Genomic DNA, 21,180 nt, shown 5'->3' with positions numbered 1-21,180 from the left:
TTTACCGGCCTCCAGACACATCAAGCGTGCTGCCGGTTATGTAGCTGGCGTCTTCTGACAGCAGGAACAGGATGGCGCGGGCAATTTCCTCTGAGGTGCCAGGGCGTTGCATTGGAATCTTATGCGCCAGAAGTTTGGCACGGTCTGGCGCGCCGCCTTTAGCGTGGATCTCTGTGTCAGTGATGCCGGGGCGCAGGCTGTTGACGCGAATACCCTGTGCGGCGACCTCATCGGCCAGACCTTTGGTGAAGGTGTCGATGGCCGCTTTGGACGCGGCGTAGTCGACATATTCATTGGCCGAGCCAGTACGGGAGGCCACGGAGCTGACATTGACAATGGCGCCGCCGCCCTGCGCTTGCATACGGATCACCGCCTCCTTGGCGACCAGCATGGCACCGATCACGTTGACATCAAACATGCGCTTCAGGCGCGCGTGGGTAAATTCGGTGACAGGTGCGCCTTGGTCGACAATGCCGGCGTTGTTGGCCAGCGCATCCACGCGGCCGAAGCTCGCGTCGATGGCTTTGAACATGGCTTCAACTTGGTCGGGATCCGCCACGTCTGCTTGAAAAAGTTCTGCACGAATGCCCAATGCCCGTGCGGATTCCGCAACAGTTTCAGCGCCTTGGGTGTCGCTGCGGTAGTTCAGCGCGAGGTCATAACCCGCTTCGGCAGCCAATTTGGCAGTGGCCGCGCCAATGCCTGCGCTGGCGCCGGTGATCAGTAGAACTTTGGACATTATGCCTCCAGAATGCGGGTCACCATTTCGGTGGTGTCGCGGCTCAAGCCATCCTGACCGGCGATGCGCTCAAGCTGTGCTTTCAAGAGCGCTTGCCGGTTGGCATCGTAGCGTTTCCAGGTTTGGAAGGCGCTGCACATGCGCGCGGTGGTTTGAGGGTTCACAGGGTCCAGCTTGATCAGCCAGTCCGCCAGCACTTTGTAGGCCGCGCCCGATTCATGGTTGAAGCCGGCGTGATGTGCGGCCATGACCCCCATCACGGCGCGGAAGCGATTGGGGTTTTTCCAATCAAAGTCAGCGTGTTGGGTGAGGGTGGTGACAGTTGTCGCAAGGTCTTCGGGGTTGGCAAACATCACCTGCATGGAGAACCATTTGTCGATCACCAGACGGTCGTCTTTCCATTGGTCATAGAAGGCTGCGACGGCATTTTCCCCTTTGCCCGCATCCAATAGCGCGCCGAAGGCTGCGAGTTGCAGAGTCATGTTGCCCGCGGATTTGTATTGTTTTTCAGCGGTTTCACCACCGTCCAGACGGGTCAGAAGGGAGAGCGCGGCATTTGAAAGGCTGCGCTTGCCGGCAGGCTCCGCATCCGGCGAGAAGGGACCCGCGACCTGATTGGCTGCGTAGATGTCTGGTAGCAGATCTGCGAAGGCCTTGGCCTTGGCGTCGCGTAGGGTTTCTGTGGCAGCGTGGATTGCAGCCGGGTCCGCTGTGTGGCCTTGTTTGTGCAGAATGCCTGCCAGTTCGGATTGCGAAGGTTGCCCAAGCATCAGAGCACGGTAGGCCGGATCAAGTCTGTCGTCGCGCAAAAGTGTCTTTAGGCCTGAGAGATAGTCTGGGTTGGGAGCGGTCCCCTTCACGATTGTGCCAATCAGGCTGTCGCGCGCGAGATCGCGGCCCGCTTCCCAGCGGTTGAATGGATCGGTGTCATGTGCCAGCAGGAAAGCACGGCGGGCGTTGTCGATGTCCTGAGTCAGCGTCACAGGCGCAGAAAAACCGCGCAAAGCCGAGGGGATAGGGCGGGTGGCATGGCCTTTGAAGCTGAAACTCTGTTCCGCTTCGGTGAGTTCCAGGATCTTAGTGGGCAGCACTTCGTCGCCATTGTCATTGAGCAGGCCCACGGCCACCGGGATGACCTGTGGGGCTTTCACATCTTGCCCTGGAGTTGGGGCGCTGGATTGGGTCAGGTGCAATGTAAAAGTGTCGCCCTCGTACTCTTCGCGCACGGTGACTTCGGGCGTGCCGGATTGCGAGTACCACAGTTTGAACTGTGTGAGGTCGCGGCCGGTGCTGTCTTCAAAGACCTTGATCCAGTCCTCGATGGTGCAGGCCTGACCGTCGTGGCGCTCAAAATAGAGGTCGAGCGCCTTGGCATAGGCGTCATCACCCACCAAAGTTTTCAGCATACCAATGACTTCGGCGCCTTTTTCATAGACCGTGGCTGTGTAGAAGTTGTTGATTTCCTGAAAGCTTTCAGGGCGCACCGGGTGGGACAGGGGACCTTGGTCTTCGGGGAACTGGCGCGCGCGCAGGGCGAGCACGTCGTCAATGCGTTTGACCGGCTCGGAGCGCATATCGGCGGTGAACTGCGCGTCGCGGAAGACGGTCAGGCCTTCTTTTAGGCAAAGCTGGAACCAGTCGCGGCAGGTGATGCGGTTGCCGGTCCAGTTGTGGAAATACTCATGCGCAATGATGGCTTCGATGCGCTCAAAGTTGCCGTCTGTTGCGGTTTCGGGGGAGGCAAGCACGCAGGAGCTGTTGAAAATGTTCAGCCCTTTGTTTTCCATCGCGCCCATGTTGAAATCGTCCACGGCGACGATGTTGAACTCGTCGAGATCGTATTCGCGGCCGTAGACCTCTTCGTCCCATTTCATAGACTTTTTAAGGGCTTCCATGCCGAAAGCACATTTGTGTTCGTCCCCGGGACGGACGTAGATAGAGAGGCGCACGTCTTTGCCGGACATGGTTTTGAACGTGTCTTCGTGAGCAACCAGATCACCGGCCACAAGGGCAAAGAGGTAGGCAGGCTTGGGCCAAGGGTCTTGATAAATAGAAATATTTGGTGCGGGAGACTGCGCGTTGTCCTGTTCGTAGTAGAGGCCGTTGCCATTAGACAGCATGACAGGCGTGTGCTCTGCATCGCTCTCTATGCGGACGGTGAACTGGGCCATGACATCAGGGCGGTCTGGGTACCACGTGATTTTGCGGAAACCTTCGGCTTCGCATTGTGTGCAATACATGCCGTTTGACATATAGAGTCCCTCAAGCGCCGTGTTGGCTTGTGGGTTGATTTCAACTTCGGCTTCCCAATTGAACGGGGCGTGGGGAACATCGACTTCGATGCCGCCCTCAACGTGGTTTAGTGTGACCTCGTGTCCGTCAACTTTGGCGGAAATATGCTTGAGGCCTTCCCCATGCAGCATAAAGGGACGGTCATGCACTTCGTAGTCTGGGCGAAAGCGGATTCGAGAAATGACTCGGGTCGCAGTAGGATGGAGGCGAAACGTGAGATGCACATCGTCAATGATCCAACCAAAGGGCTTGTAATCTTTTAGATAGATCGTTTGCGGCGCGGCGTCTTTCATCACGGTCTCCATATGTTGCTCATCTTGGTGTAGCTTTTCGGGCGGCACCCGCAAGGGGGTAGGCGATTTTTCACAAAATGGATGTGCAGTTTCGCAAATCTATGGAAAAAGTTGAAAATCCCTTTGGGAAAGGAAGGTAAGCGGTTTTATTGCCTATAGAAAACATGTGCACTAATTGAAACGCGACGCCAGAGATGAGGAAGTTTCACAATGACCAAGAGAATTGAGCAGCACGGGCTGCAGATTGCCGACGAACTCTATGATTTCATTGTGAGTAAGGCGCTTCCCGGGACTGGTGTGGATGCGGATGTGTTCTGGCAGGGCTTGAGTGTTCTGGCACATGAGTTTGGGCCAACCAACCGTGCGTTGCTCGCCAAGCGGGAAGAGATTCAGCAGAAGATCGATGGCTGGCATCTGGCCCGCAAAGGTCAGGCGCATGATGCGGAGGCGTATAAAGCGTTTCTGCAGGAGATCGGCTATCTGGTGGCCGAGGGCGAAGACTTTGCGGTTGAGACGGCTAATGTTGATCCGGAGATCGCAGCGATTCCCGGTCCGCAATTGGTGGTCCCGATCACCAATGCGCGCTTTGCCTTGAATGCGGCCAATGCCCGGTGGGGCAGCCTTTATGACGCGCTTTATGGCACCGACGCGATGGGTGATCTGCCGTCTGGCAAGGGTTACGATTCGGCGCGTGGGGCACGTGTGATTGCCTGGGGACGGGACTTCCTGGACAAGACTCTGCCGCTGGCTGCTGGTAGCTGGGCAGACATTGACGGATTGTCGGTTGAAGGTGGGCAGCTTGTGCCTGCGCTACAGGCGGCGGAGGCCTTTGTCGGTCACGTGGGTGGCGCCGCTGCGCCGTCGCGTATTTTGATGAAAAACAACGGTCTGCACGTGATTGTTGAAGTTGATCGCGCGGGTAGTATCGGCGCATCCGACAAGGCGGGTATCAACGACATCACGCTGGAAAGCGCGCTGTCGACGATCATGGACTGTGAGGATTCCGTGGCCTGTGTGGACGCCGAAGACAAGGTTGTGGCCTACGGAAATTGGTTGGGTCTGATGCAGGGCAACCTGTCCGAAGAGGTTGCCAAAGGCGGCAAGACCTTCACGCGTGTTTTGAAAGATGACGTTTCTTTTACCGCAGCGAACGGTACGGAAACCTCGCTGAAAGGTCGCTCGTTGATGTTGGTGCGCAACGTTGGCCATCTGATGACCAACCCAGCGGTGCTGGATCGGGACGGCAATGAGATTGGCGAAGGGCTGATGGATGCGCTTGTGACCGTGATGATCGCGATGCATGATCTGAAGCAGGAAAGCGGCAACTCGGTGCATGGCTCCGTCTATGTGGTGAAGCCGAAGATGCACGGGCCGGAAGAGGTGGCGTTCTCGGATGCGATCTTTGCCAAGGTTGAGGACATTCTGGGCCTGCCGCGCAACACGGTGAAGATGGGCATCATGGACGAGGAGCGCCGCACAAGCGCCAACCTCAAGGAATGTATCCGGGCCGCAAAAGGTCGCGTGGCGTTTATCAACACCGGGTTCCTGGACCGCACTGGGGACGAGATCCACACCTCCATGGAAGCGGGCGCTTTCCTGCGCAAGGGTGAGATGAAGACCACACCGTGGATCCTGTCTTATGAAGATCGCAACGTGGATATCGGTCTGGCCTGTGGGCTTCAAGGCAAGGCGCAGATTGGCAAAGGCATGTGGGCCATGCCGGACCTGATGGGCGCGATGCTGGAGCAGAAGATTGGCCATCCGAAATCTGGCGCGAACTGTGCCTGGGTGCCATCGCCAACCGCAGCAACGCTGCACGCGACGCACTATCACGAGGTCGACGTGCTGGCGCGACAGGAAGAGATCAAAGCCGGTGGCGCACGCGGGACGTTGGACGATCTGCTGACTGTGCCAGTGATGGACGGGCAGAACCTCTCAGAGGAAGAGATTGCCGCTGAGGTCGAAAACAACGCGCAGGGCATCTTGGGCTATGTGGTGCGTTGGGTGGATCAGGGCGTGGGCTGTTCCAAAGTGCCGGACATCAATGATGTGGGCCTGATGGAAGACCGCGCAACCTGCCGGATTTCCAGCCAGGGTCTGGCCAACTGGCTGCACCAAGGTGTGGTGAGCGAAGCGCAGGTCATGGCCGCGATGCAGAAGATGGCGGCTGTGGTGGACCGGCAGAATGCCAATGATCCGCTTTATGCGCCGATGGCGCCGGGCTTTGACGGGATTGCTTTCCAGGCGGCCTGTGATCTGGTGTTCAAGGGGCGCATCCAGCCATCGGGCTATACCGAGCCGGTGCTGCATGCGCGGCGGCTGGAGCTGAAGGCACAAGCCTAACAATCGATCAGGTCGGGGGACGCCCCGGCCTTTTTTCTTTGTCTTGAATGATGTGAACGCTTCGGGGCTTTCTCATTTGGGATGCGCGTCCTATGGTTAGCTGCGCAACAAGTCAAAGAGGCCAGCATGACGCGTCCTGTCGTCGGGATCATCGGCAACCAGTATCTGATCAATGACCAATATCCGGCGCATGCCGGGGGGACTATGAATTCCGAAGCGGTGTCAGGGGTTTCCGGCTGTATGCCGCTGTTGATTCCAGCTGATCCGCGGTTTGTTTCTGTGGCTGAGTTGCTGGAGAAATGTGACGGGTTTCTGCTGACCGGCGGGCGGCCCAATGTGCACCCTGAGGAATACGGCGAGGCAGCGACGGCGGCGCATGGAGAATTTGACCGGGCGCGGGATGCGATAGTGCTGCCGCTGGTGCGGGCCTGCGTGGAATCTGGGCAGCCGTTTATGGGGATTTGCCGGGGATTTCAGGAGGTTAACGTTGCCATGGGGGGCAGCCTCTATCCGGAAATCCGCGATCTACCGGGGCGGGACAATCACCGGATGCCGCCGGATGGCACGTTGGAAGAGAAGTTTGCGCTGCGCCACACGGTGGAGTTCAGCGAGAACGGCCCGTTCCATCACCTGTTTGGTAGTCAGAAAGTGATGACTAACACGTTGCACGGCCAAGGTATCAAGCGTGCGGGAAGTCGTGTGATTATAGATGGTTACGCACCAGATGAAACGCCGGAAGCAATTTACATCGAGGGCGCGCCAGGGTTCACCATGTCGGTGCAGTGGCATCCGGAATGGGATGCGGCCAATGACCCGGTGAGCCGTCCGCTGTTTGAAGCCTTTGGCGAAGCGGTGCGGGCCTGGGCAAGCGGGCAGGAAGCGCGGCCTGTGCTCAAGTTGGCCTAAAGGTTAACAGCCAAAACGAAGCTGATTTGCACGTCGGTATATTGTCGGTATCGCGACTGTTTCGCGACTGTCCATAAAAATGGAATATGTATTCCTTAACGCCGCAGCGTCCGCGCGATGAGATGGCGAAAGGGCTTGGGAAAGCGCCAAGCCCTTTGCCGATGTTCGTATCAGGCGCTGTCTTGCATTTGAACTACGTCACCCGTATCGCCGCGGGCCTTGCCCTCTTCGAGCGCTTTCACGGTGACAACACCGGGCTTCTGGTTCTTGGTCCAGACCGTGGCGGCGGCTACGCGATCGCGATTGATCCGATCCGCGTATTTCTGTGCCACCTGGTAAGTGTCAGACAGCAGGCCTTCGGCCAAAGTGGTTGGATTGAGACCAAGCTTGAGGAAGCTGGCGTTTGACACTCGGAGGTCGTTTTCGGCAGCTTCTTTGCGCGGGTTGTCGACCATGGCAACTTCGGCGCCGGTCAAGCGGGCGACCAAATCCGCAAGCTCACGCACGCGATGGGTTTCGGTCATTTGATTGCGGATGACGGGGCGGTCGCCTTTTTCCGGTGGGTTGGAAATTGCCAGTTCGATGCAGCGCACGGTGTCGCGGATGTGGATAAAGGCGCGGGTCTGTCCGCCGGTGCCGTGTACGGTCAGCGGGTAGCCAATGGCGGCCTGCATCAGAAAGCGGTTGAGCACCGTGCCGTAGTCGCCGTCGTAGGCAAAGCGGTTGATCAGCCTTTCGTCGCGGCGTGTCTCGTCGGTTTGGGTGCCCCAGACAATGCCTTGGTGCAGATCGGTCACGCGGATGCCGTCGTTCTTGGCGTAGAACTGGAACATCAGCTGATCCATGGTTTTGGTCATGTGGTAGATGCTGCCCGGATTGGACGGGTAGAGGATTTCGCGGTTGTGTATGACGTTGTCATCACCGCGCACCATGATTTGCTGATAGCCTTCGGGGATTTCCAAACCCGCGCCGTCGTAGCCATACACGCCCATGGTGCCGAGGTGCACAACATGGGCATCCAGATCGAGCAACACCAGAGCGGCGAGAATGTTGTGGGTGGCGTTGATGTTGTTGTCGACGGTGTAACGTTTGGGGCAGGCACCGCGCATGGAGTAGGGGGCAGACCGCTGCTAGCCAAAATGCACCACTGCGTCGGGGCGCAACTCGCCCATCAGGATGGCGAGGTCGTCAAATTCCTGTGCGACGTCCAGTTCGACAAATTTGATGGTTTTGCCGCTGACCTCCTTCCAGGCTTCAATGCGTTCTTGGGTGGATTTGATTGGTGTCAGGCTGACCACGCCGAGGCGGTTGTCGATTTTGCGGCGCGAGAGGTTGTCCACGATGGTGACGTCGTAGCCTTGCTCGCTGAGATAGAGGGAAGTGGGCCAGCCGCAAAAGCCGTCGCCGCCAATAACCAGAACTTTGTTCATGCGCGTTCTCCAAATGCCAGCCGAGGGGGCTGGTGTTGCGTTCCTGAAATGCCCCTCGGAAGGGGAGCAGGGCGCAGGGAACCTCTCATGAGCCGTGAAATTGCCGGTCATGGGTTTTGGTGGTTGGTCGCGCCCTGTGTCTTGTCCGTCGTGCAAACAGCCTATGGGCGCGAAGGCCGCGCCGTAAAGGTGTTTGTGATCCGGGTACGCAAAGCGCGGCCTGTTGGTTTAACCTCAGAAGGGAGGTGGCTTACACCTCACCGCCAGAGATTTGCACCATTTGACCGCGGATGGAGTCTGCCATGTCGGAGCAAAGGTAGAGCGCTGTGTGGGCGACTTCTTCGGGTTTGATAAGGCGGCCGTGGGGGTTCACGCCGACCATCATGTGGCGGGCCTCTTCCTCAGAGCAGCCGGTTCGGGCCATGATGCTTTCAATGTTTTGATCGATGATCGGCGTTTCCACATAGGCCGGGCAGATCGAATTGAAGGTGATCGGTTTGGTGGCAAAGTCTGCCGCCAGCGATTTGATCATGCCGTTCACGGCATGTTTGGATGTGGAATAGGCGGGGGCACCTTTGAGACCACGCAGGCCAGCGATGGAGGAGATCACCATGACACGGCCCCAATCGGTTTGGGTCATGGACTTCAGACTTTCGCGGATGGTGAGGAAGACGCCGTCGATGTTGATCGACATCATCTTGCGCCAGAATTCCATATCGGTTTTGTGCAGTGCGCGGCCTTCGGCAATGCCCGCGTTGGCGACACAGATTTGGATGGGACCACGGGCGGCCACAGCTGCGGCGATGCCATCGACCACAGAGGCTTCATCAGCAACATCCATGGCGAGGGGGAACAGCCCCTCAGTGGCGGCCTCTTCCAGAACGTTGAGACGGCGGCCGGTGATGGTAACTTTCGCGCCTTCGGCAGCCAGTGCCTTGGCAATGGCGAGGCCAATGCCGGTGCCGCCGCCGGTGACCAATGCGTGTTTGCCCGATAGTGTCATGTCTCTCTCCCACTCCTGTTTCGGGATCACCTTAGCGCGCGAATAAGACCGGACAAGCGTTCTGGTTGTTTGCGCCGCAGGGTCACAAATGGGCGGCAAGTGGTCAAAATGTCCGTGCAGCGATGCGGAAAATGCGCTCAAAATGGCATTTCGGGCAAAACTCCTGTCCTATTTTGGGCGCCACATGCGGCTTTCTGGCCCTTTTTGCCGCACGGCGTGTCTGGATCGTTGCAGTGTTTCAATGGATCGTTAAACCAAGGGGCATGATGCAACGAGGCACACTTATAATACCAATTCTGCACCGGCGAGATTACGGTCTGGCGGCTGTGCGCCAGACAGGAGCTGAGTGGTGAAACCTCTAAAGGTGATCGATCTGCCACCAGTCTGGCTGCTGGTGTTTTTGGCGCTTGCTTGGGCGCAGCCCACGCGCTGGCCTTTGGGTCTCAGTTTTGGGCCGGTGTGGGCGGATTTGTTGGGGGGACTGCTCGTGGGGGGCGGTGTCTTGCTCGCCGTGCTCGCTTGGGTGGAAATGCAGCGGCACCAGACCACGATCCATCCACATCAGGACAGTGCGCGGCTGGTGCAGAGCGGGATATACTCGCGCAGTCGCAATCCGATCTATCTCGCGGATGTGATGATCCTCGCGGGCTTTATCCTTTATTGGGACGCGGTCCTGGCCCTGCCTTTGGTGCCGGTGTTCCTGTGGATTTTGGAAAGGCGCTTTGTCATTCCGGAAGAAAATCGGCTGCGGAAGACATTTCGTGTGGATTTTGCGCGCTATTGCGAGAAAGTGCGCAGGTGGGTGTGATGCCGTTGCGTCGCAGAAATACGGACGCAGGTTTGTTTGCTTGTGCAGCAATTCAGGTGGCGTTAAAATATTATGCAAGTGCAGAACGGTCTGCGTGAAACATTATTGCTCTGACTCTGAAGGGGGATAAGAAAGGTGAAAATAGGTACGCCAAAAGAGGTGTTTGGTGGTGAGAACCGGGTCGCGATGACACCGGACTCTGCCAAGCAGCTCCAGAAGCTCGGCTACGAGTGCGCCATTGAAAGTGGGGCCGGTGCCGGTGCGGGGTTCTCAGATGCCTCTTATGAGGCTGCGGGTGTTGAGGTTATCAAGACCGCAGCAGCGCTCTGGAAAGAGGTTGATATTGTTGCGAAGGTGCGTCAGCCAGATGCGACTGAGCTCAAGCGCCTGACCAAGGACAAGACGCTGATTTCCTTCTTCAACCCTGCGGGCAACGAAGAGGGTATGGAAGCGGCGAAGGCCAAAGGTGCCAACGTGATTGCCATGGAAATGGTGCCCCGTATTTCGCGCGCGCAGAAAATGGACGCGCTGTCGTCGATGGCCAACATCGCCGGCTACCGTGCGGTGATTGAAGCGGGCAACAACTTTGGCCGGTTCTTCACCGGTCAGGTGACCGCTGCCGGTAAAGTGCCGCCTGCCAAAGTGCTGGTTGTCGGTGCTGGCGTGGCTGGTCTGGCCGCGATCGGGACCTCCACCTCTCTGGGTGCGATCACCCTGGCGTTTGACGTGCGTCCGGAAGTGGCCGAGCAGGTGGAGTCCATGGGCGCCGAGTTTGTCTATCTGGACTTTGAAGAAGAAGGCACCGACGGCGCGGCCACCGGTGGCTATGCCTCTGTGCAGTCTGACGAATTCCGCGAAGCGCAGCTGGCGAAGTTCCGTGAGCTGGCGCCAGAAGTGGACATCGTGATCACCACGGCGCTGATCCCGAACCGCGAAGCGCCGGAGCTTTGGACCAAAGACATGGTCGAAGCGATGAAGCCGGGTTCGGTGATTGTGGACCTCGCAGCGGAAAAAGGCGGCAACTGTAAGCTGACCGTGATGGACGAGAAGATTGTGACCGAGAATGGCGTGACCATCATCGGCTACACCGACTTCCCCTCACGTATGGCGGCACAGTCCTCCAGCCTTTACGCGACCAACATCCGTCACATGATGGCCGACCTGACCCCTGAGAAAGACGGTCAGATCAACCACGACATGGAAGATGACGTGATCCGCGGCGCGACCGTGACCTTTGAGGGTGACATCACCTTTCCACCACCCCCACCAAAGGTGCAGGCGATTGCCGCCAAGCCGAAAGAGGTGGTGCCGGAGCTGACGCCGGAAGAGAAGAAAGCGGCCGAAATCGCGGCCTTCAAACAACAGACCAAACAACAGGTTGGTCTGCTGGCCGGTGGCGGCGCGCTGATCCTGCTGTTGGGACTGGTGGCACCTGCAAGCTTCATGCAGCACTTCATCGTGTTTGCGCTGGCGTGTTTTGTTGGCTTCCAGGTGATCTGGGGCGTGGCGCACTCGCTGCACACTCCGCTGATGGCTGTGACCAACGCGATCTCCTCGATCATCATCTTGGGGGCTCTCATGCAGATTGGCTCTGGCAGCTTCCTTGTGATCCTGCTGGCGGCGCTCTCTGTCTTCATGGCCGGGATCAACATCTTCGGCGGTTTCCTCGTGACACGGCGCATGCTCGCCATGTTCCAGAAGTCCTAAGGAGGTCTGAGCAATGGAATACGGTTTTACGACCGCCGCTTACGTTGTTGCGGCAGTGCTCTTCATCCTCTCCTTGGGGGGATTGAGCAATCAGGAAAGCGCCAAGCGCGCGGTGTGGTACGGCATTTCCGGCATGGCGCTGGCGGTGTTTGCCACCTTGATCGGTCCCGGTGCGGGGCTGTGGTGGCTGTCCATTCCGCTGATCGCGGCGGGTGGTGTGATTGGCTATCAACTCGCGTCGAAGGTCGAGATGACCCAGATGCCAGAGCTGGTGGCCGGCATGCACGCGCTGGTTGGTCTGGCGGCGGTGTTTGTGGGCTTTAACGCGCACTTTGAGATCGGCAACGCGGCGGAAGCTGTGGCGGCAGGTCCGGAGGCCGTGAAAGAGCTTGGCACTTTTGGCAAGCTGATCGCCAAAAAGACCTCGGTTGAGATTAGCATTTTGCTGGTGGAACTGAGCCTGGGTGTCTGGATTGGTGCAGTGACCTTCACCGGCTCCGTGATTGCCTATGGCAAGCTGTCCGGCAAAGTGACCTCCAACGCCGAAAAACTGCCCGGGGGGCACCTGTTGAACGCCGGCGCGGCTGTGCTGTCGCTGGGCTGCCTGATCTGGTACCTGAACTCCGGCGGCTTCTTCCCGCTGTTTGTTCTGACCATTGCGGCGCTGTTCATTGGCTATCACCTGATCATGGGCATCGGTGGCGCGGACATGCCAGTGGTTGTCTCCATGCTGAACAGCTACTCCGGCTGGGCGGCAGCGGCGATTGGTTTCAGCCTTGGCAACGACCTGCTGATCGTGGTGGGGGCCCTCGTAGGTTCCTCCGGTGCGATCCTGTCCTACATCATGTGTAAGGCGATGAACCGTTCCTTCGTGTCGGTGATCCTTGGTGGCTTTGGCGGGGCGTCTGGTCCTGCGATGGAAGTCGAAGGGGAGCAGATCGCGATTGAGGCTGATGGTGTGGCCGCGGCGCTGGACGATGCGGACAGCGTTGTGATCATCCCGGGCTACGGCATGGCGGTGGCACAGGCCCAGCAGAACGTGGCGGAGCTGACCCGTCGTCTGCGCGCCAAGGGCAAGAACGTGCGCTTTGCGATCCACCCGGTTGCGGGCCGTCTGCCAGGGCACATGAACGTGCTCTTGGCCGAAGCCAAAGTGCCCTATGACATCGTGCTGGAGATGGATGAGATCAACGATGACTTCCCGGAAACGGATGTGGCCATCGTGATTGGTTCCAACGACATCGTGAACCCGGCGGCGCAGGAAGATCCAAACAGCCCGATCGCAGGCATGCCGGTACTGGAATGCTGGAAAGCCAAACAGGTGTTTGTCTCTAAGCGTGGTCAAGGTACCGGTTATTCCGGCATCGAGAACCCGCTGTTCTTCAAAGAGAACACACGCATGTTCTATGGGGACGCAAAGGCCAGCCTGGACAAACTGCTGACCATGATCGAGTGATCGATCTGCTATAGGTTTAGGAAAGGGCGCTCTCAAACGGAGCGCCCTTTTGTTATGCGGGGTTGTCATGGAGCGCTTACAGGTGCCTCCGGCGGGGATATTTGGTGAATGAGAAGTCTTGGGGGATTGGTGTCCTGCGGCTTTCTCATTCTTGAAATATTCCGGGGTGGGCACAGCTTGCTGTGGCAGGGGCAGCGCCCCTAAATGCTCAAGCCCGCAGGCTTGAGCCATGCTTGCAGGATCAAGCGGTTTGTAGGCGGGCTTCCTGACGCAGCAGCGCAAAAGAGGCGCCCACGATCAGCGCGGCGCCGAGCCACAGGCTGCCGGGCGGGGCGTAGCCAAAGACCACCAAGCCAAGGCCCACGTTAAAAGGCAGTTTGAGGTGATCAAACGGCTGCAGGTAGGCCGCATCTGCAATGCTGTAGGCCCGCGCCAGGGCATATTGGGCGATGGCGGTGAGCAGACCTGCGCCAACCAGCAAGAGACCGGCGGTGCTGCGCTCAAAGCCAAGGCCTGCATCCAGCGCGAGACCCGCGTTGATTGGGGTGATCAGCATCAGTAGATAGAGCGTCAATGTGGCCGGGCTTTCAGTTGCGGTCATCTGTTTGGTCATCAGGCTGGTGAGGCCCCAGAAGATCGCCGCGCCCACCGGATAGAGCGCGTGGGGGGTGAAGGCATCCGACCAAGGGGCCAGGATGATCATGCCGCCGATGAAGCCAATCACAACCGCACCCCAGCGGTGGGCGGAGACCTGTTCGCCGAGCCAGAGGCTGGCCATCACGGTGACAAAGAATGGCGACAGCATAATCAACGCAATGGCTTGCCAGATCGGCACATGGGCCAGACCGGTGACCCAAAGCTGCACGCCAATCACGGCGCAGCCGACGCGCAACAGATGTTTGGGCAGGGCTTTGGTGCGCAGCGCGTCGGGGGTTTTCAAAATCATCCAGGGCACCAGCCAGAGCGTGGCAATCAGATATTGCCAGAAGGCGACACGGGTGGGGGGCAGGCCCATTTTCATCGTGCCCCATTGCACGATGGTGTTGACCAGCGCGAACAGCAGCCCGGCAAAGATCATCAGGAATGCACCGGCGGTGGCCGGGCGGGTGGTTGCAAAAATGCGAGTCATGGCGTGTCCTTTCTTCTTCAGCGCATGACTCAAGGCAGACAGGACAAGCCACACAGTGCCGCGGACGGCGCTGCTTGGTTTCTTCCCGCTCTCTTCCATCCGGACTGTGACCGTCGGCTCAGGAGTTGCACCTGATCTGCTGACACATCTTTGTTGGCTCCACAGCTTGGTCCGAAAACCGGTACCCACTTTTCGAGCCGTGGACGCATCCCAAAGATGCCGCTCGCGGGCTTACAGCAGAGCTGCTTACCGCCGGTGGGGAATTCCACCCCGCCCTGAGAACGTTACGACCCAGAGATGGGCCGCAGCAGCAGGGATAGGCGGGCGCGGTGTGCACAGCAAGACAAAATTGAGAATGTGCATTTTGGGGCTTGAGCTGGAGTGCACTCCAGCTCGTAAGGTGAGCCGACTCATAGGAGCAGGAGAACAGATGCGGATTTCGGAGGTGGCCGCGGCCACGGGGCTGAGCGTGGACACGTTGCGGTTTTACGAGAAGATCGGCCTGATTGATCCGCCGCCACGCGATGGCGCGGGACGGCGGGTGTATGACGACGCCGTTTTGGCTTGGATTCGATTCATAGGGCAGCTCAACGCGACGGGCATGAAGCAAGCGGATCGGGTGCAATATGCGCGCTTGAGGGCGGCTGGTGACAGCACGTTGCGCGCGCGGCGAGAGATGCTGGAGGCGCATCGCGAGGTGATGCGGGCGCAGATGGTGACGCTGCAGGAGACGCTGCTGCTCTTGGACCAGAAAGTGGATTTTTACAGAGAGTTGGAAGGACGGACAAAAAATGTCTAACGCATTGGAACGCGGACGCGCGGTTTTGGCGGATTTGAACCCCACCGTGGAAGGGGTTTTGGCGGAGCGCTATGACGGTTTGGTACCGGATATGGCGGAGAGCCTGGTCGAGTGGGCTTATGGACGGCATTACACGCGCGGGACGGTGGACCTGAAGACCCGGCAGTTGTGTACGGTGGCTGCATTGACAGCGCTGGGCGGGCAAACCACGCCGCAGTTGAAAATCAACATTGCCAACACACGGCAAGCCGGGGCCTCGCAGGAGGAGATTGCGGAAGTGATTTGGCAAATGGCGCTGTATGGCGGTTTGCCCGCTGCAATCAACGGCTTGAACGCGGCGCGGGAGGTTTTTGCGGAGGAGTAGGTCAAAAGGTTTGGCCTATTGTATGCGGCGGTATTCCGGCAAGTTGTTGAAAAATAACAAAAACATTTACTTTTGGGCGCGGCGGGGTAAGTTGGCGCGATCAGGAGAAAAGCATGTCCGCCATTCAAGACCATCCGCTGCGCTACAAATTGGCCAATGAGCTGCACGCGCGTCCGTTTCCGACGTTGAGCGCGCCGTGTCGGGCGGTCTATATCGCCTGGCGTATTCCGCCAGACCAAGTGGGGGTGGATACGGCGGCGGAGCTGGATCATCTCTTTGATCTGTTGGACCGCTACGGCGCGCCACATCCGCAACCGGGTGCAACGCATTTCACCTGCCAGATTGGGCGGGACACGTTGAAATGGGAGCAACATGCGGAGTTCGTGACCTACACGATGTTTTTGCCACAGGTGAGCACGCGGGCGTTTGATCCGGCGGACCTGGATGTATTCCCGGAGGACTGGCTGGCGGCGGCACCGGGGCAGCGGGTGACCTCCGCAATGATCCGTGTAGAGAACATGCCGAGCGATGAGCAGATGATCTCCCAGATCTATGAGTGGTTCCTGCCAGAGACCGTGGCGGCGAACTATGTGCTGGACCGCACCTGTGTGGTGGCCACGGATTTCCGTATTGCCGCCAACGGGCATCAGAATATGGCAGTGTTTGTTGCGCCGGAAACCGGGGCGCGGCGTGTGGGCCGTGTCGTACAGCGGTTGTGTGAGATTGAGACCTACAAGTGTATGTCAATGCTTGGGTATTTCCGAGTTAAGGCGATCTCGCGCGAGCTCGGGGGCTTGGAGACAGACGCGGGCCGGTTGATGGGGCATCTGCGCAGTGATCAAGGAGACGCGGCAGAGACGTTGCAGGCACTGTTGGAGTTGTCCGGCGATGTTGAGCGGCTGATTGCGGATACGTCTTTCCGGTTTGGTGCCACGGGGGCCTATGAGAAGATTGTGCAGCAGCGCATCAAGATCCTGCGCGAAGAGCGCTTTCACGGACGCCAGACATTTAGTGAGTTTATGACGCGGCGCTATGATCCGGCGATGCGCACGGTGAACCACAGCGAAAGCCGGTTGCAGTCGTTGGCGGAGCGGGTCGGGCGCGCGGCGCAGTTGTTGCGAACCAAAGTGGAAGTAGCGCGGTCCGCCCAGAACCAGGCGCTGTTGGAGAGCATGGACCGGCGGGCGGATTTGGCGTTGCGCCTGCAGGAGACTGTTGAGGGGTTGTCCGTTGTGGCGATCAGCTACTACGCGGTCTCGTTGGCGGGCTACCTAGTCTATCCGCTGGCGACACCTTTGGGCGTGAGCAAAGGCGTGGTTTTGGCGGCGCTGACGCCGGTGGTGGTACTCGGAGTCTGGGCCATGGTGCGGCGGATCAAGGCCAAGATGCACTGACTCCGGTGATTTGGCTTTTTGTTGCGAATCAATGGCTTCTCTGCATCGCGGCGAGACGGGTGACGCAGGGTCGCATCGACCTTCAGGGCCAGAAAATGCAGGTTTCACAGGCGGCTGTGCCGGAAAAATCGTTGAATTGAGCGGATTTCCACCAAGCGAGGGGGACAATTCGTTTCCGTTCTTCAGGTTTCTTCTTATAGTCAAGAAGATGCACGCGAAAAGACCTGCACGCCCTCAGGGAGATAGACACCGATGATCCGTTCGGAATTGATTCAGAAAATCGCAGACGAAAACCCACACCTCTACCAGCGCGACGTAGAGCGCATCGTGAATACGATCTTTGAAGAGATCACAGAAGCGATGAGTCGTGGCGACCGTGTTGAGTTGCGGGGCTTTGGCGCGTTCTCCGTCAAGCAGCGTGACGCCCGCGTTGGGCGCAACCCGCGCACAGGTGAATCGGTGGAAGTGGAAGAAAAGCATGTGCCGTTCTTCAAGACCGGCAAGCTTTTGCGGGATCGTTTGAACGGAAAGTAAGCTATGCGCTACATTCGCTATGCATTTCTCGGCGGCTTGGCCGTCGTGTTGATTGCGGTTGCTTTGGCAAACCGTGACTTGGTCACTTTGACCTTGCTGCCCGCTGTGGCAGAAGAGTGGTTTGGGATCAACCATGCGGTACAAGTGCCGCTGTTTGCGGTGATCTTTGGCGCCATTGTGGTGGGTCTGATTGTGGGCTTTGTCTGGGAATGGCTGCGTGAGCACCGCCACCGGGCAGACAAAACCAAGGCGGAAAAGGAGCTGCACAAAACGCAGCGTGAGGTGCGTCGTCTGAAAGGCCGCGAGGCGGAGAAGAAAGACGAGGTGCTGACGCTTTTGGAAGAAGCAAGCTGAGCGCTTTGCTTTGACCGGAAGGTCGGGTAGGTCCGGACCATGGATATTCGTGTCAAAATTTGCGGGCTAAAAGAGCCCGCCCATGTGGCTGCGGCTGCGGAAGCGGGCGCGGCCTATGTTGGCTTTGTCTTCTTTGAGAAGTCACCGCGTAACGTCGGTATCGCGCAGGCGCGGGATTTGGCTGTCGAGGCCCCCGTGGGCGTGGCTAAGGTTGCGCTGACCGTGAATGCGGATGATGCGTTTCTGGACAAGCTGGTTGAGACCGTGCCGCTGGATATGTTGCAGCTTCATGGCAGTGAAAGTCCGGAGCGTGTGGCCGAAGTTCGTGCGCGGTTTGGGCTGCCGGTGATGAAGGCAATTGGCATTGCAGATGCCCAAGATGTTGCCAAGATCGACACCTATGGGGCGGTCGCGGATCAGTTGCTGGTGGATGCCAAACCGCCCAAAAATGCGGATCTGCCGGGCGGCAATGGGTTGTCGTTTGATTGGCGTCTGGTGAACCGCAAATACTGGCCGCGTCCCTGGATGCTGGCGGGCGGATTGACCGCCGACAATGTGGCCGAGGCGGTCAAGATGACTGGTGCGCGGCAGTTGGACCTGTCCTCAGGTGTCGAAAGCGCGCCGGGGGTGAAGGACATCGGTATGATCCGTGCCTTTATGAAGGCGGTTGAAAACGCGTTGTGAGGCGCGGCGCGGGTCGCGCAGCCAGAGTTTCAGAAGAGCAAAGCGCCGCAGTTGCCGGCGCTTTTTTAATGCGTGGGCCTTGGCGCGGAAGATCTCTTGTTCCTTGGCGTAGCTGGACAGGGGCTGTGACTCGTTTGGGCGGCTGGGGAGGAGACAGTAGTTCATCGGAAAAGCCTCACATTGGGATTTGGCTTGACCACATTGCCGATTCTAAGCTTCCATTATTAGAGCGCTTAAATGAGAGTTTGATTTCAAAAATGGAACAATTGCCGCCCCTGGACGATTTGACCCTGTTTGTGGATGTGGCCCGGGAAGGGGGCTTGGCCGGAGCCGCGCGGCGTACGGGCGGCACCGTTCCGACAATCAGCCGAAAGATGACGGCGTTAGAGCGGCAGCTGGGGCGTAAGCTGTTTGAACGTGGGCCGCGCGGCTATGCGTTGACCGCTGAGGGGCGCGCAGTTTTGGAGCAGTTGCAGGACCTTAAAGAAATTCAGGCGCGGCTGACACGCAGTTTGGGGCAACCGGATGCGGTGCGTGTGCGGGTGACGGCAGGAGCCTGGACCGCGTCGTATCTGGCGCGGCGGCTGGGAGAGGTCTGGCGCAAAGACGACCCCTGGCGGCTGGAGTTCGTTGAAAGCACACGCATGTTGGATATTGCGCGGCGAGATGCGGACATCGGCATCCGAAGCCGGAGACCGGATCAACCTTGGCTGGCGGGGCGGCGCACATCAAAAGTCGAGTTCGCGATTTATGCGGCATCAGACGATGTGAGTGGATTTGTGGCACTCAGTTCAGATGGGCCGCTGACGCCATCAGTGCGTTGGGTGCGGGAAAACCATGGGGATGAGATCATCACAACCGCCTGCGAAGAGGGCACATTGGTGGATTTGGCCGTTTCCGGCGTGGGCCGCGTGGTGATGCCCACGTTTGTGGCAAATGGCATACCAGGGTTGACGCAAGTGGCACCGGTGATTCCAGAGCTCTCCCATGATGAGTGGCTCGTGTGCCATCATGAGGCACGACATGATCCGCCTATTCGTGCGGCGTTGGAGGCGGTGGCGCGCCTGCTGTCCCAAAAAAAGACTTCTGCAGGATAAGGTTGGATTTGGTCCGCTGGTTGATGCGAAACGTATACTCTTCGATTGGAGAGGGTCGGAATGTATCTAGTGGCGATTGGGGCTGCAAAGCTGCTCTATTGGTGGGACAATCCCAGGTTTGCATTGATCACTGCACTGTCGCTAAGACAGGCGCGGCGGGCACCGGGAAATTTGCGCGCATCTGTTTTTCCTCATGCGGGGCATTACTTCTCTCTTACCGTGTGGCAGCATCCAAGTGACATGCAGGCTTTTGCCTCATCGGGCGCCCACAGGTTCGCCTTAAAAATGGCAGATCGGTTGACTGAGACGTCCCGCTTTCATGTCTATGCCAGCCCCAAAATGCCTACTGTTTCCAACGCATTGGCTGCGTGGCACCAAGCGCTGCCTGCTGAACTGGCCAGAACCTTGCGTGCAGCCCCAGTTTAGGGCGCAGATTTGGGTGGCAAAAACCACTGCGCAGGCCTAAGAACAATTCAAACACCGTGGGAGAGACGCCTATGTCCAACGATCTTTTCAACAGCTTCATGACCGGTCCCGACGAAAATGGCCGGTTTGGCGATTTTGGTGGGCGGTTTGTCAGTGAAACGCTGATGCCGCTGATCCTTGATCTGGAAGCGGAATATGAAAAGGCCAAAGATGATCCGACCTTCTGGGCGGAGATGGACGATTTGTGGAAGCACTATGTGGGCCGTCCCAGCCCGCTTTATCATGCCGCGCGTATGACCGAAGAGCTGGGAGGTGCGAAGATTTATCTCAAGCGTGATGAGTTGAACCACACTGGCGCGCATAAGGTGAACAACGTGCTGGGCCAGATCATTCTGGCGCGGCGTATGGGCAAAACCCGGATCATTGCAGAAACAGGCGCAGGACAGCACGGTGTGGCCACAGCCACCGTCTGTGCGAAGTTTGGCCTGAAGTGTATCGTTTATATGGGCGCGCATGATGTGCAGCGTCAGGCCCCAAATGTGTTCCGTATGCGCCTTTTGGGCGCGGAAGTGGTGCCGGTGACCTCTGGCCGTGGCACGTTGAAAGACGCGATGAACGACGCGCTGCGCGATTGGGTGACCAACGTGCATGACACTTTCTACTGCATCGGCACCGCAGCGGGCCCGCACCCGTACCCAGCGATGGTGCGTGATTTCCAGTCGATCATTGGTAAAGAGGTACGCTGGCAGCTGGAAGAGCAGGAAGGCGAAGGCCGTCTGCCGGACACTGTGATTGCGGCGATTGGTGGTGGGTCCAACGCGATTGGTTTGTTCTACCCTTTCCTTGATGAAAAATCGGTCAACATCATTGGGGTTGAGGCCGGTGGCCGCGGTGTGAATGACAAGATGGAGCACTGCGCGTCGCTGTCTGGCGGTCGTCCAGGCGTGTTGCATGGCAACCGCACCTATCTCTTGCAGGATGACGATGGCCAGATCCTTGAGGGCTATTCCATCTCTGCTGGTCTGGACTATCCGGGCATTGGGCCGGAGCATAGCTGGCTCAATGACATTGGGCGCGCGCAGTATGTGTCGATCACCGACAAAGAGGCGCTGGAAGCGTTCCAGTTCTCTTGCTCGATGGAAGGTATCATTCCGGCGCTAGAGCCAAGCCACGCGCTGGCGCATGTGATGAAGATCGCGCCGACTTTGCCGAAGGACCACATTCTGGTGATGAACATGTGTGGCCGTGGGGACAAAGACGTGCAGACCGTGGCGCGGCACTTGGGTTTTGACATGTCCGACACGGAAGGCCGCAGCGCGGACTAAACTGGCTGAAAATGGGATTGCTAAGAGCGCTCCTTCGGGGCGCTCTTTTTTGATGGGGTAGGGCGCCTATACGAAAGTGCGTTGGCGTGACCGGATG

18 protein-coding genes, 1 pseudogene and 1 riboswitch are annotated in these 21,180 nt (G+C 58.4%); of the genes and pseudogenes, 14 read left to right on the top strand and 5 right to left on the bottom strand.

Annotated elements, in window-relative coordinates; translation table 11 throughout:
- Position 1: 1 nt before the first annotated feature.
- Entirely contained in the window at positions 2–739 is a 738-nt protein-coding gene (locus MK208_RS03170) for an SDR family oxidoreductase (protein WP_294113796.1), read from the bottom strand.
- Positions 739–3,324: an aminopeptidase N gene (gene pepN / locus MK208_RS03165; RefSeq protein ID WP_294113794.1), complete on the bottom strand. Its 2,586-nt coding sequence runs from the start codon at positions 3,322–3,324 to the stop codon at positions 739–741. The genes MK208_RS03170 and pepN overlap by 1 nt, the downstream gene beginning before the upstream one ends.
- Before the next feature lie 210 nt (positions 3,325–3,534).
- Between pepN and MK208_RS03160 the strand changes: the two genes are divergently transcribed.
- Both MK208_RS03160 and MK208_RS03155 read left to right on the top strand, forming a co-directional pair.
- The gene (locus MK208_RS03160; RefSeq protein WP_294113791.1) at positions 3,535–5,667 is read left to right on the top strand and encodes a malate synthase G; all 2,133 of its coding nucleotides are present in this window, start codon (positions 3,535–3,537) and stop codon (positions 5,665–5,667) included.
- Positions 5,668–5,793: 126 nt separating this feature from the next.
- Positions 5,794–6,573: a gamma-glutamyl-gamma-aminobutyrate hydrolase family protein gene (locus MK208_RS03155; protein ID WP_294113789.1), complete on the top strand. Its 780-nt coding sequence runs from the start codon at positions 5,794–5,796 to the stop codon at positions 6,571–6,573.
- Positions 6,574–6,743: 170 nt separating this feature from the next.
- Here the strand turns inward: MK208_RS03155 and MK208_RS03150 are convergent.
- Positions 6,744–8,003: pseudogene (locus MK208_RS03150) on the bottom strand (NAD-dependent epimerase/dehydratase family protein).
- Positions 8,004–8,253: 250 nt separating this feature from the next.
- A complete protein-coding gene (locus MK208_RS03145; RefSeq protein WP_294113786.1) occupies positions 8,254–9,006 on the bottom strand; it encodes an SDR family NAD(P)-dependent oxidoreductase in 753 nt (250 codons plus the stop codon).
- 349 nt (positions 9,007–9,355) lie between these two features.
- Between MK208_RS03145 and MK208_RS03140 the strand changes: the two genes are divergently transcribed.
- From MK208_RS03140 to MK208_RS03130, 3 genes are all read left to right on the top strand, one after another.
- Positions 9,356–9,814 (top strand): isoprenylcysteine carboxylmethyltransferase family protein, encoded by a 459-nt coding sequence (locus MK208_RS03140; RefSeq protein ID WP_294113784.1) that lies wholly within the window; start codon positions 9,356–9,358, stop codon positions 9,812–9,814.
- A gap of 135 nt (positions 9,815–9,949) precedes the next feature.
- Entirely contained in the window at positions 9,950–11,521 is a 1,572-nt protein-coding gene (locus MK208_RS03135) for a Re/Si-specific NAD(P)(+) transhydrogenase subunit alpha (RefSeq protein ID WP_294113781.1), read from the top strand.
- A gap of 13 nt (positions 11,522–11,534) precedes the next feature.
- A complete protein-coding gene (locus MK208_RS03130; RefSeq protein WP_294113777.1) occupies positions 11,535–12,977 on the top strand; it encodes an NAD(P)(+) transhydrogenase (Re/Si-specific) subunit beta in 1,443 nt (480 codons plus the stop codon).
- A gap of 241 nt (positions 12,978–13,218) precedes the next feature.
- Here MK208_RS03130 and MK208_RS03125 read toward each other — a convergent pair whose 3' ends face one another.
- The gene (locus tag MK208_RS03125) at positions 13,219–14,106 is read right to left on the bottom strand and encodes a DMT family transporter (RefSeq protein ID WP_294113775.1); all 888 of its coding nucleotides are present in this window, start codon (positions 14,104–14,106) and stop codon (positions 13,219–13,221) included.
- Between the two features lie 83 nt (positions 14,107–14,189).
- Positions 14,190–14,393: riboswitch (FMN riboswitch) on the bottom strand.
- Positions 14,394–14,536: 143 nt separating this feature from the next.
- On the opposite strand from MK208_RS03125, the gene MK208_RS03120 reads away from it, so the two are divergent.
- The 9 genes from MK208_RS03120 (at position 14,537) to trpB (ending at position 21,083) form a co-directional block, all read left to right on the top strand.
- Complete coding sequence (locus MK208_RS03120) at positions 14,537–14,905, top strand: MerR family transcriptional regulator (RefSeq protein ID WP_294113773.1); 369 nt, start codon at positions 14,537–14,539, stop codon at positions 14,903–14,905.
- A complete protein-coding gene (locus tag MK208_RS03115) occupies positions 14,898–15,269 on the top strand; it encodes a carboxymuconolactone decarboxylase family protein (protein WP_294113769.1) in 372 nt (123 codons plus the stop codon). Before MK208_RS03120 ends, MK208_RS03115 begins: the two co-directional genes overlap by 8 nt.
- 113 nt (positions 15,270–15,382) lie before the next feature.
- Positions 15,383–16,663 (top strand): DUF3422 domain-containing protein, encoded by a 1,281-nt coding sequence (locus MK208_RS03110; RefSeq protein ID WP_294113768.1) that lies wholly within the window; start codon positions 15,383–15,385, stop codon positions 16,661–16,663.
- 252 nt (positions 16,664–16,915) lie between these two features.
- Entirely contained in the window at positions 16,916–17,197 is a 282-nt protein-coding gene (gene ihfB / locus MK208_RS03105) for an integration host factor subunit beta (RefSeq protein ID WP_294113766.1), read from the top strand.
- Between the two features lie 3 nt (positions 17,198–17,200).
- Entirely contained in the window at positions 17,201–17,551 is a 351-nt protein-coding gene (locus tag MK208_RS03100) for a LapA family protein (protein WP_294113764.1), read from the top strand.
- Positions 17,552–17,590: 39 nt separating this feature from the next.
- Complete coding sequence (locus MK208_RS03095; protein ID WP_294113762.1) at positions 17,591–18,235, top strand: phosphoribosylanthranilate isomerase; 645 nt, start codon at positions 17,591–17,593, stop codon at positions 18,233–18,235.
- Positions 18,236–18,492: 257 nt separating this feature from the next.
- Positions 18,493–19,332, top strand: a complete 840-nt coding sequence (locus tag MK208_RS03090) for a LysR family transcriptional regulator (RefSeq protein ID WP_294113761.1) — start codon at positions 18,493–18,495, stop codon at positions 19,330–19,332.
- Between the two features lie 60 nt (positions 19,333–19,392).
- Positions 19,393–19,758, top strand: coding sequence for a hypothetical protein (locus MK208_RS03085; RefSeq protein ID WP_294113759.1), 366 nt, complete (start codon positions 19,393–19,395; stop codon positions 19,756–19,758).
- Positions 19,759–19,829: 71 nt separating this feature from the next.
- Entirely contained in the window at positions 19,830–21,083 is a 1,254-nt protein-coding gene (trpB, locus tag MK208_RS03080) for a tryptophan synthase subunit beta (RefSeq protein ID WP_294113758.1), read from the top strand.
- Positions 21,084–21,180: the final 97 nt, after the last annotated feature.

The sequence above is a fragment of the Shimia sp. genome (assembly GCF_022448905.1).
GTDB lineage: Bacteria > Pseudomonadota > Alphaproteobacteria > Rhodobacterales > Rhodobacteraceae > Shimia.
The sequence above is the reverse complement of the archived record's forward strand: the minus strand, read 5'-3'. Positions and strand labels throughout refer to the sequence as shown.

Coding starts and splice junctions, on each gene's coding strand:
- MK208_RS03170 (WP_294113796.1), bottom strand. CDS start 739: ATGTCCAAAGTTCTACTGATCACCGGCGCCAGCGCAGGCATTGGCGCG.
- pepN (WP_294113794.1), bottom strand. CDS start 3,324: ATGAAAGACGCCGCGCCGCAAACGATCTATCTAAAAGATTACAAGCCC.
- MK208_RS03160 (WP_294113791.1), top strand. CDS start 3,535: ATGACCAAGAGAATTGAGCAGCACGGGCTGCAGATTGCCGACGAACTC.
- MK208_RS03155 (WP_294113789.1), top strand. CDS start 5,794: ATGACGCGTCCTGTCGTCGGGATCATCGGCAACCAGTATCTGATCAAT.
- MK208_RS03145 (WP_294113786.1), bottom strand. CDS start 9,006: ATGACACTATCGGGCAAACACGCATTGGTCACCGGCGGCGGCACCGGC.
- MK208_RS03130 (WP_294113777.1), top strand. CDS start 11,535: ATGGAATACGGTTTTACGACCGCCGCTTACGTTGTTGCGGCAGTGCTC.
- MK208_RS03125 (WP_294113775.1), bottom strand. CDS start 14,106: ATGACTCGCATTTTTGCAACCACCCGCCCGGCCACCGCCGGTGCATTC.
- MK208_RS03120 (WP_294113773.1), top strand. CDS start 14,537: ATGCGGATTTCGGAGGTGGCCGCGGCCACGGGGCTGAGCGTGGACACG.
- MK208_RS03115 (WP_294113769.1), top strand. CDS start 14,898: ATGTCTAACGCATTGGAACGCGGACGCGCGGTTTTGGCGGATTTGAAC.
- MK208_RS03110 (WP_294113768.1), top strand. CDS start 15,383: ATGTCCGCCATTCAAGACCATCCGCTGCGCTACAAATTGGCCAATGAG.
- ihfB (WP_294113766.1), top strand. CDS start 16,916: ATGATCCGTTCGGAATTGATTCAGAAAATCGCAGACGAAAACCCACAC.
- MK208_RS03100 (WP_294113764.1), top strand. CDS start 17,201: ATGCGCTACATTCGCTATGCATTTCTCGGCGGCTTGGCCGTCGTGTTG.
- MK208_RS03095 (WP_294113762.1), top strand. CDS start 17,591: ATGGATATTCGTGTCAAAATTTGCGGGCTAAAAGAGCCCGCCCATGTG.
- MK208_RS03090 (WP_294113761.1), top strand. CDS start 18,493: ATGGAACAATTGCCGCCCCTGGACGATTTGACCCTGTTTGTGGATGTG.
- MK208_RS03085 (WP_294113759.1), top strand. CDS start 19,393: ATGTATCTAGTGGCGATTGGGGCTGCAAAGCTGCTCTATTGGTGGGAC.
- trpB (WP_294113758.1), top strand. CDS start 19,830: ATGTCCAACGATCTTTTCAACAGCTTCATGACCGGTCCCGACGAAAAT.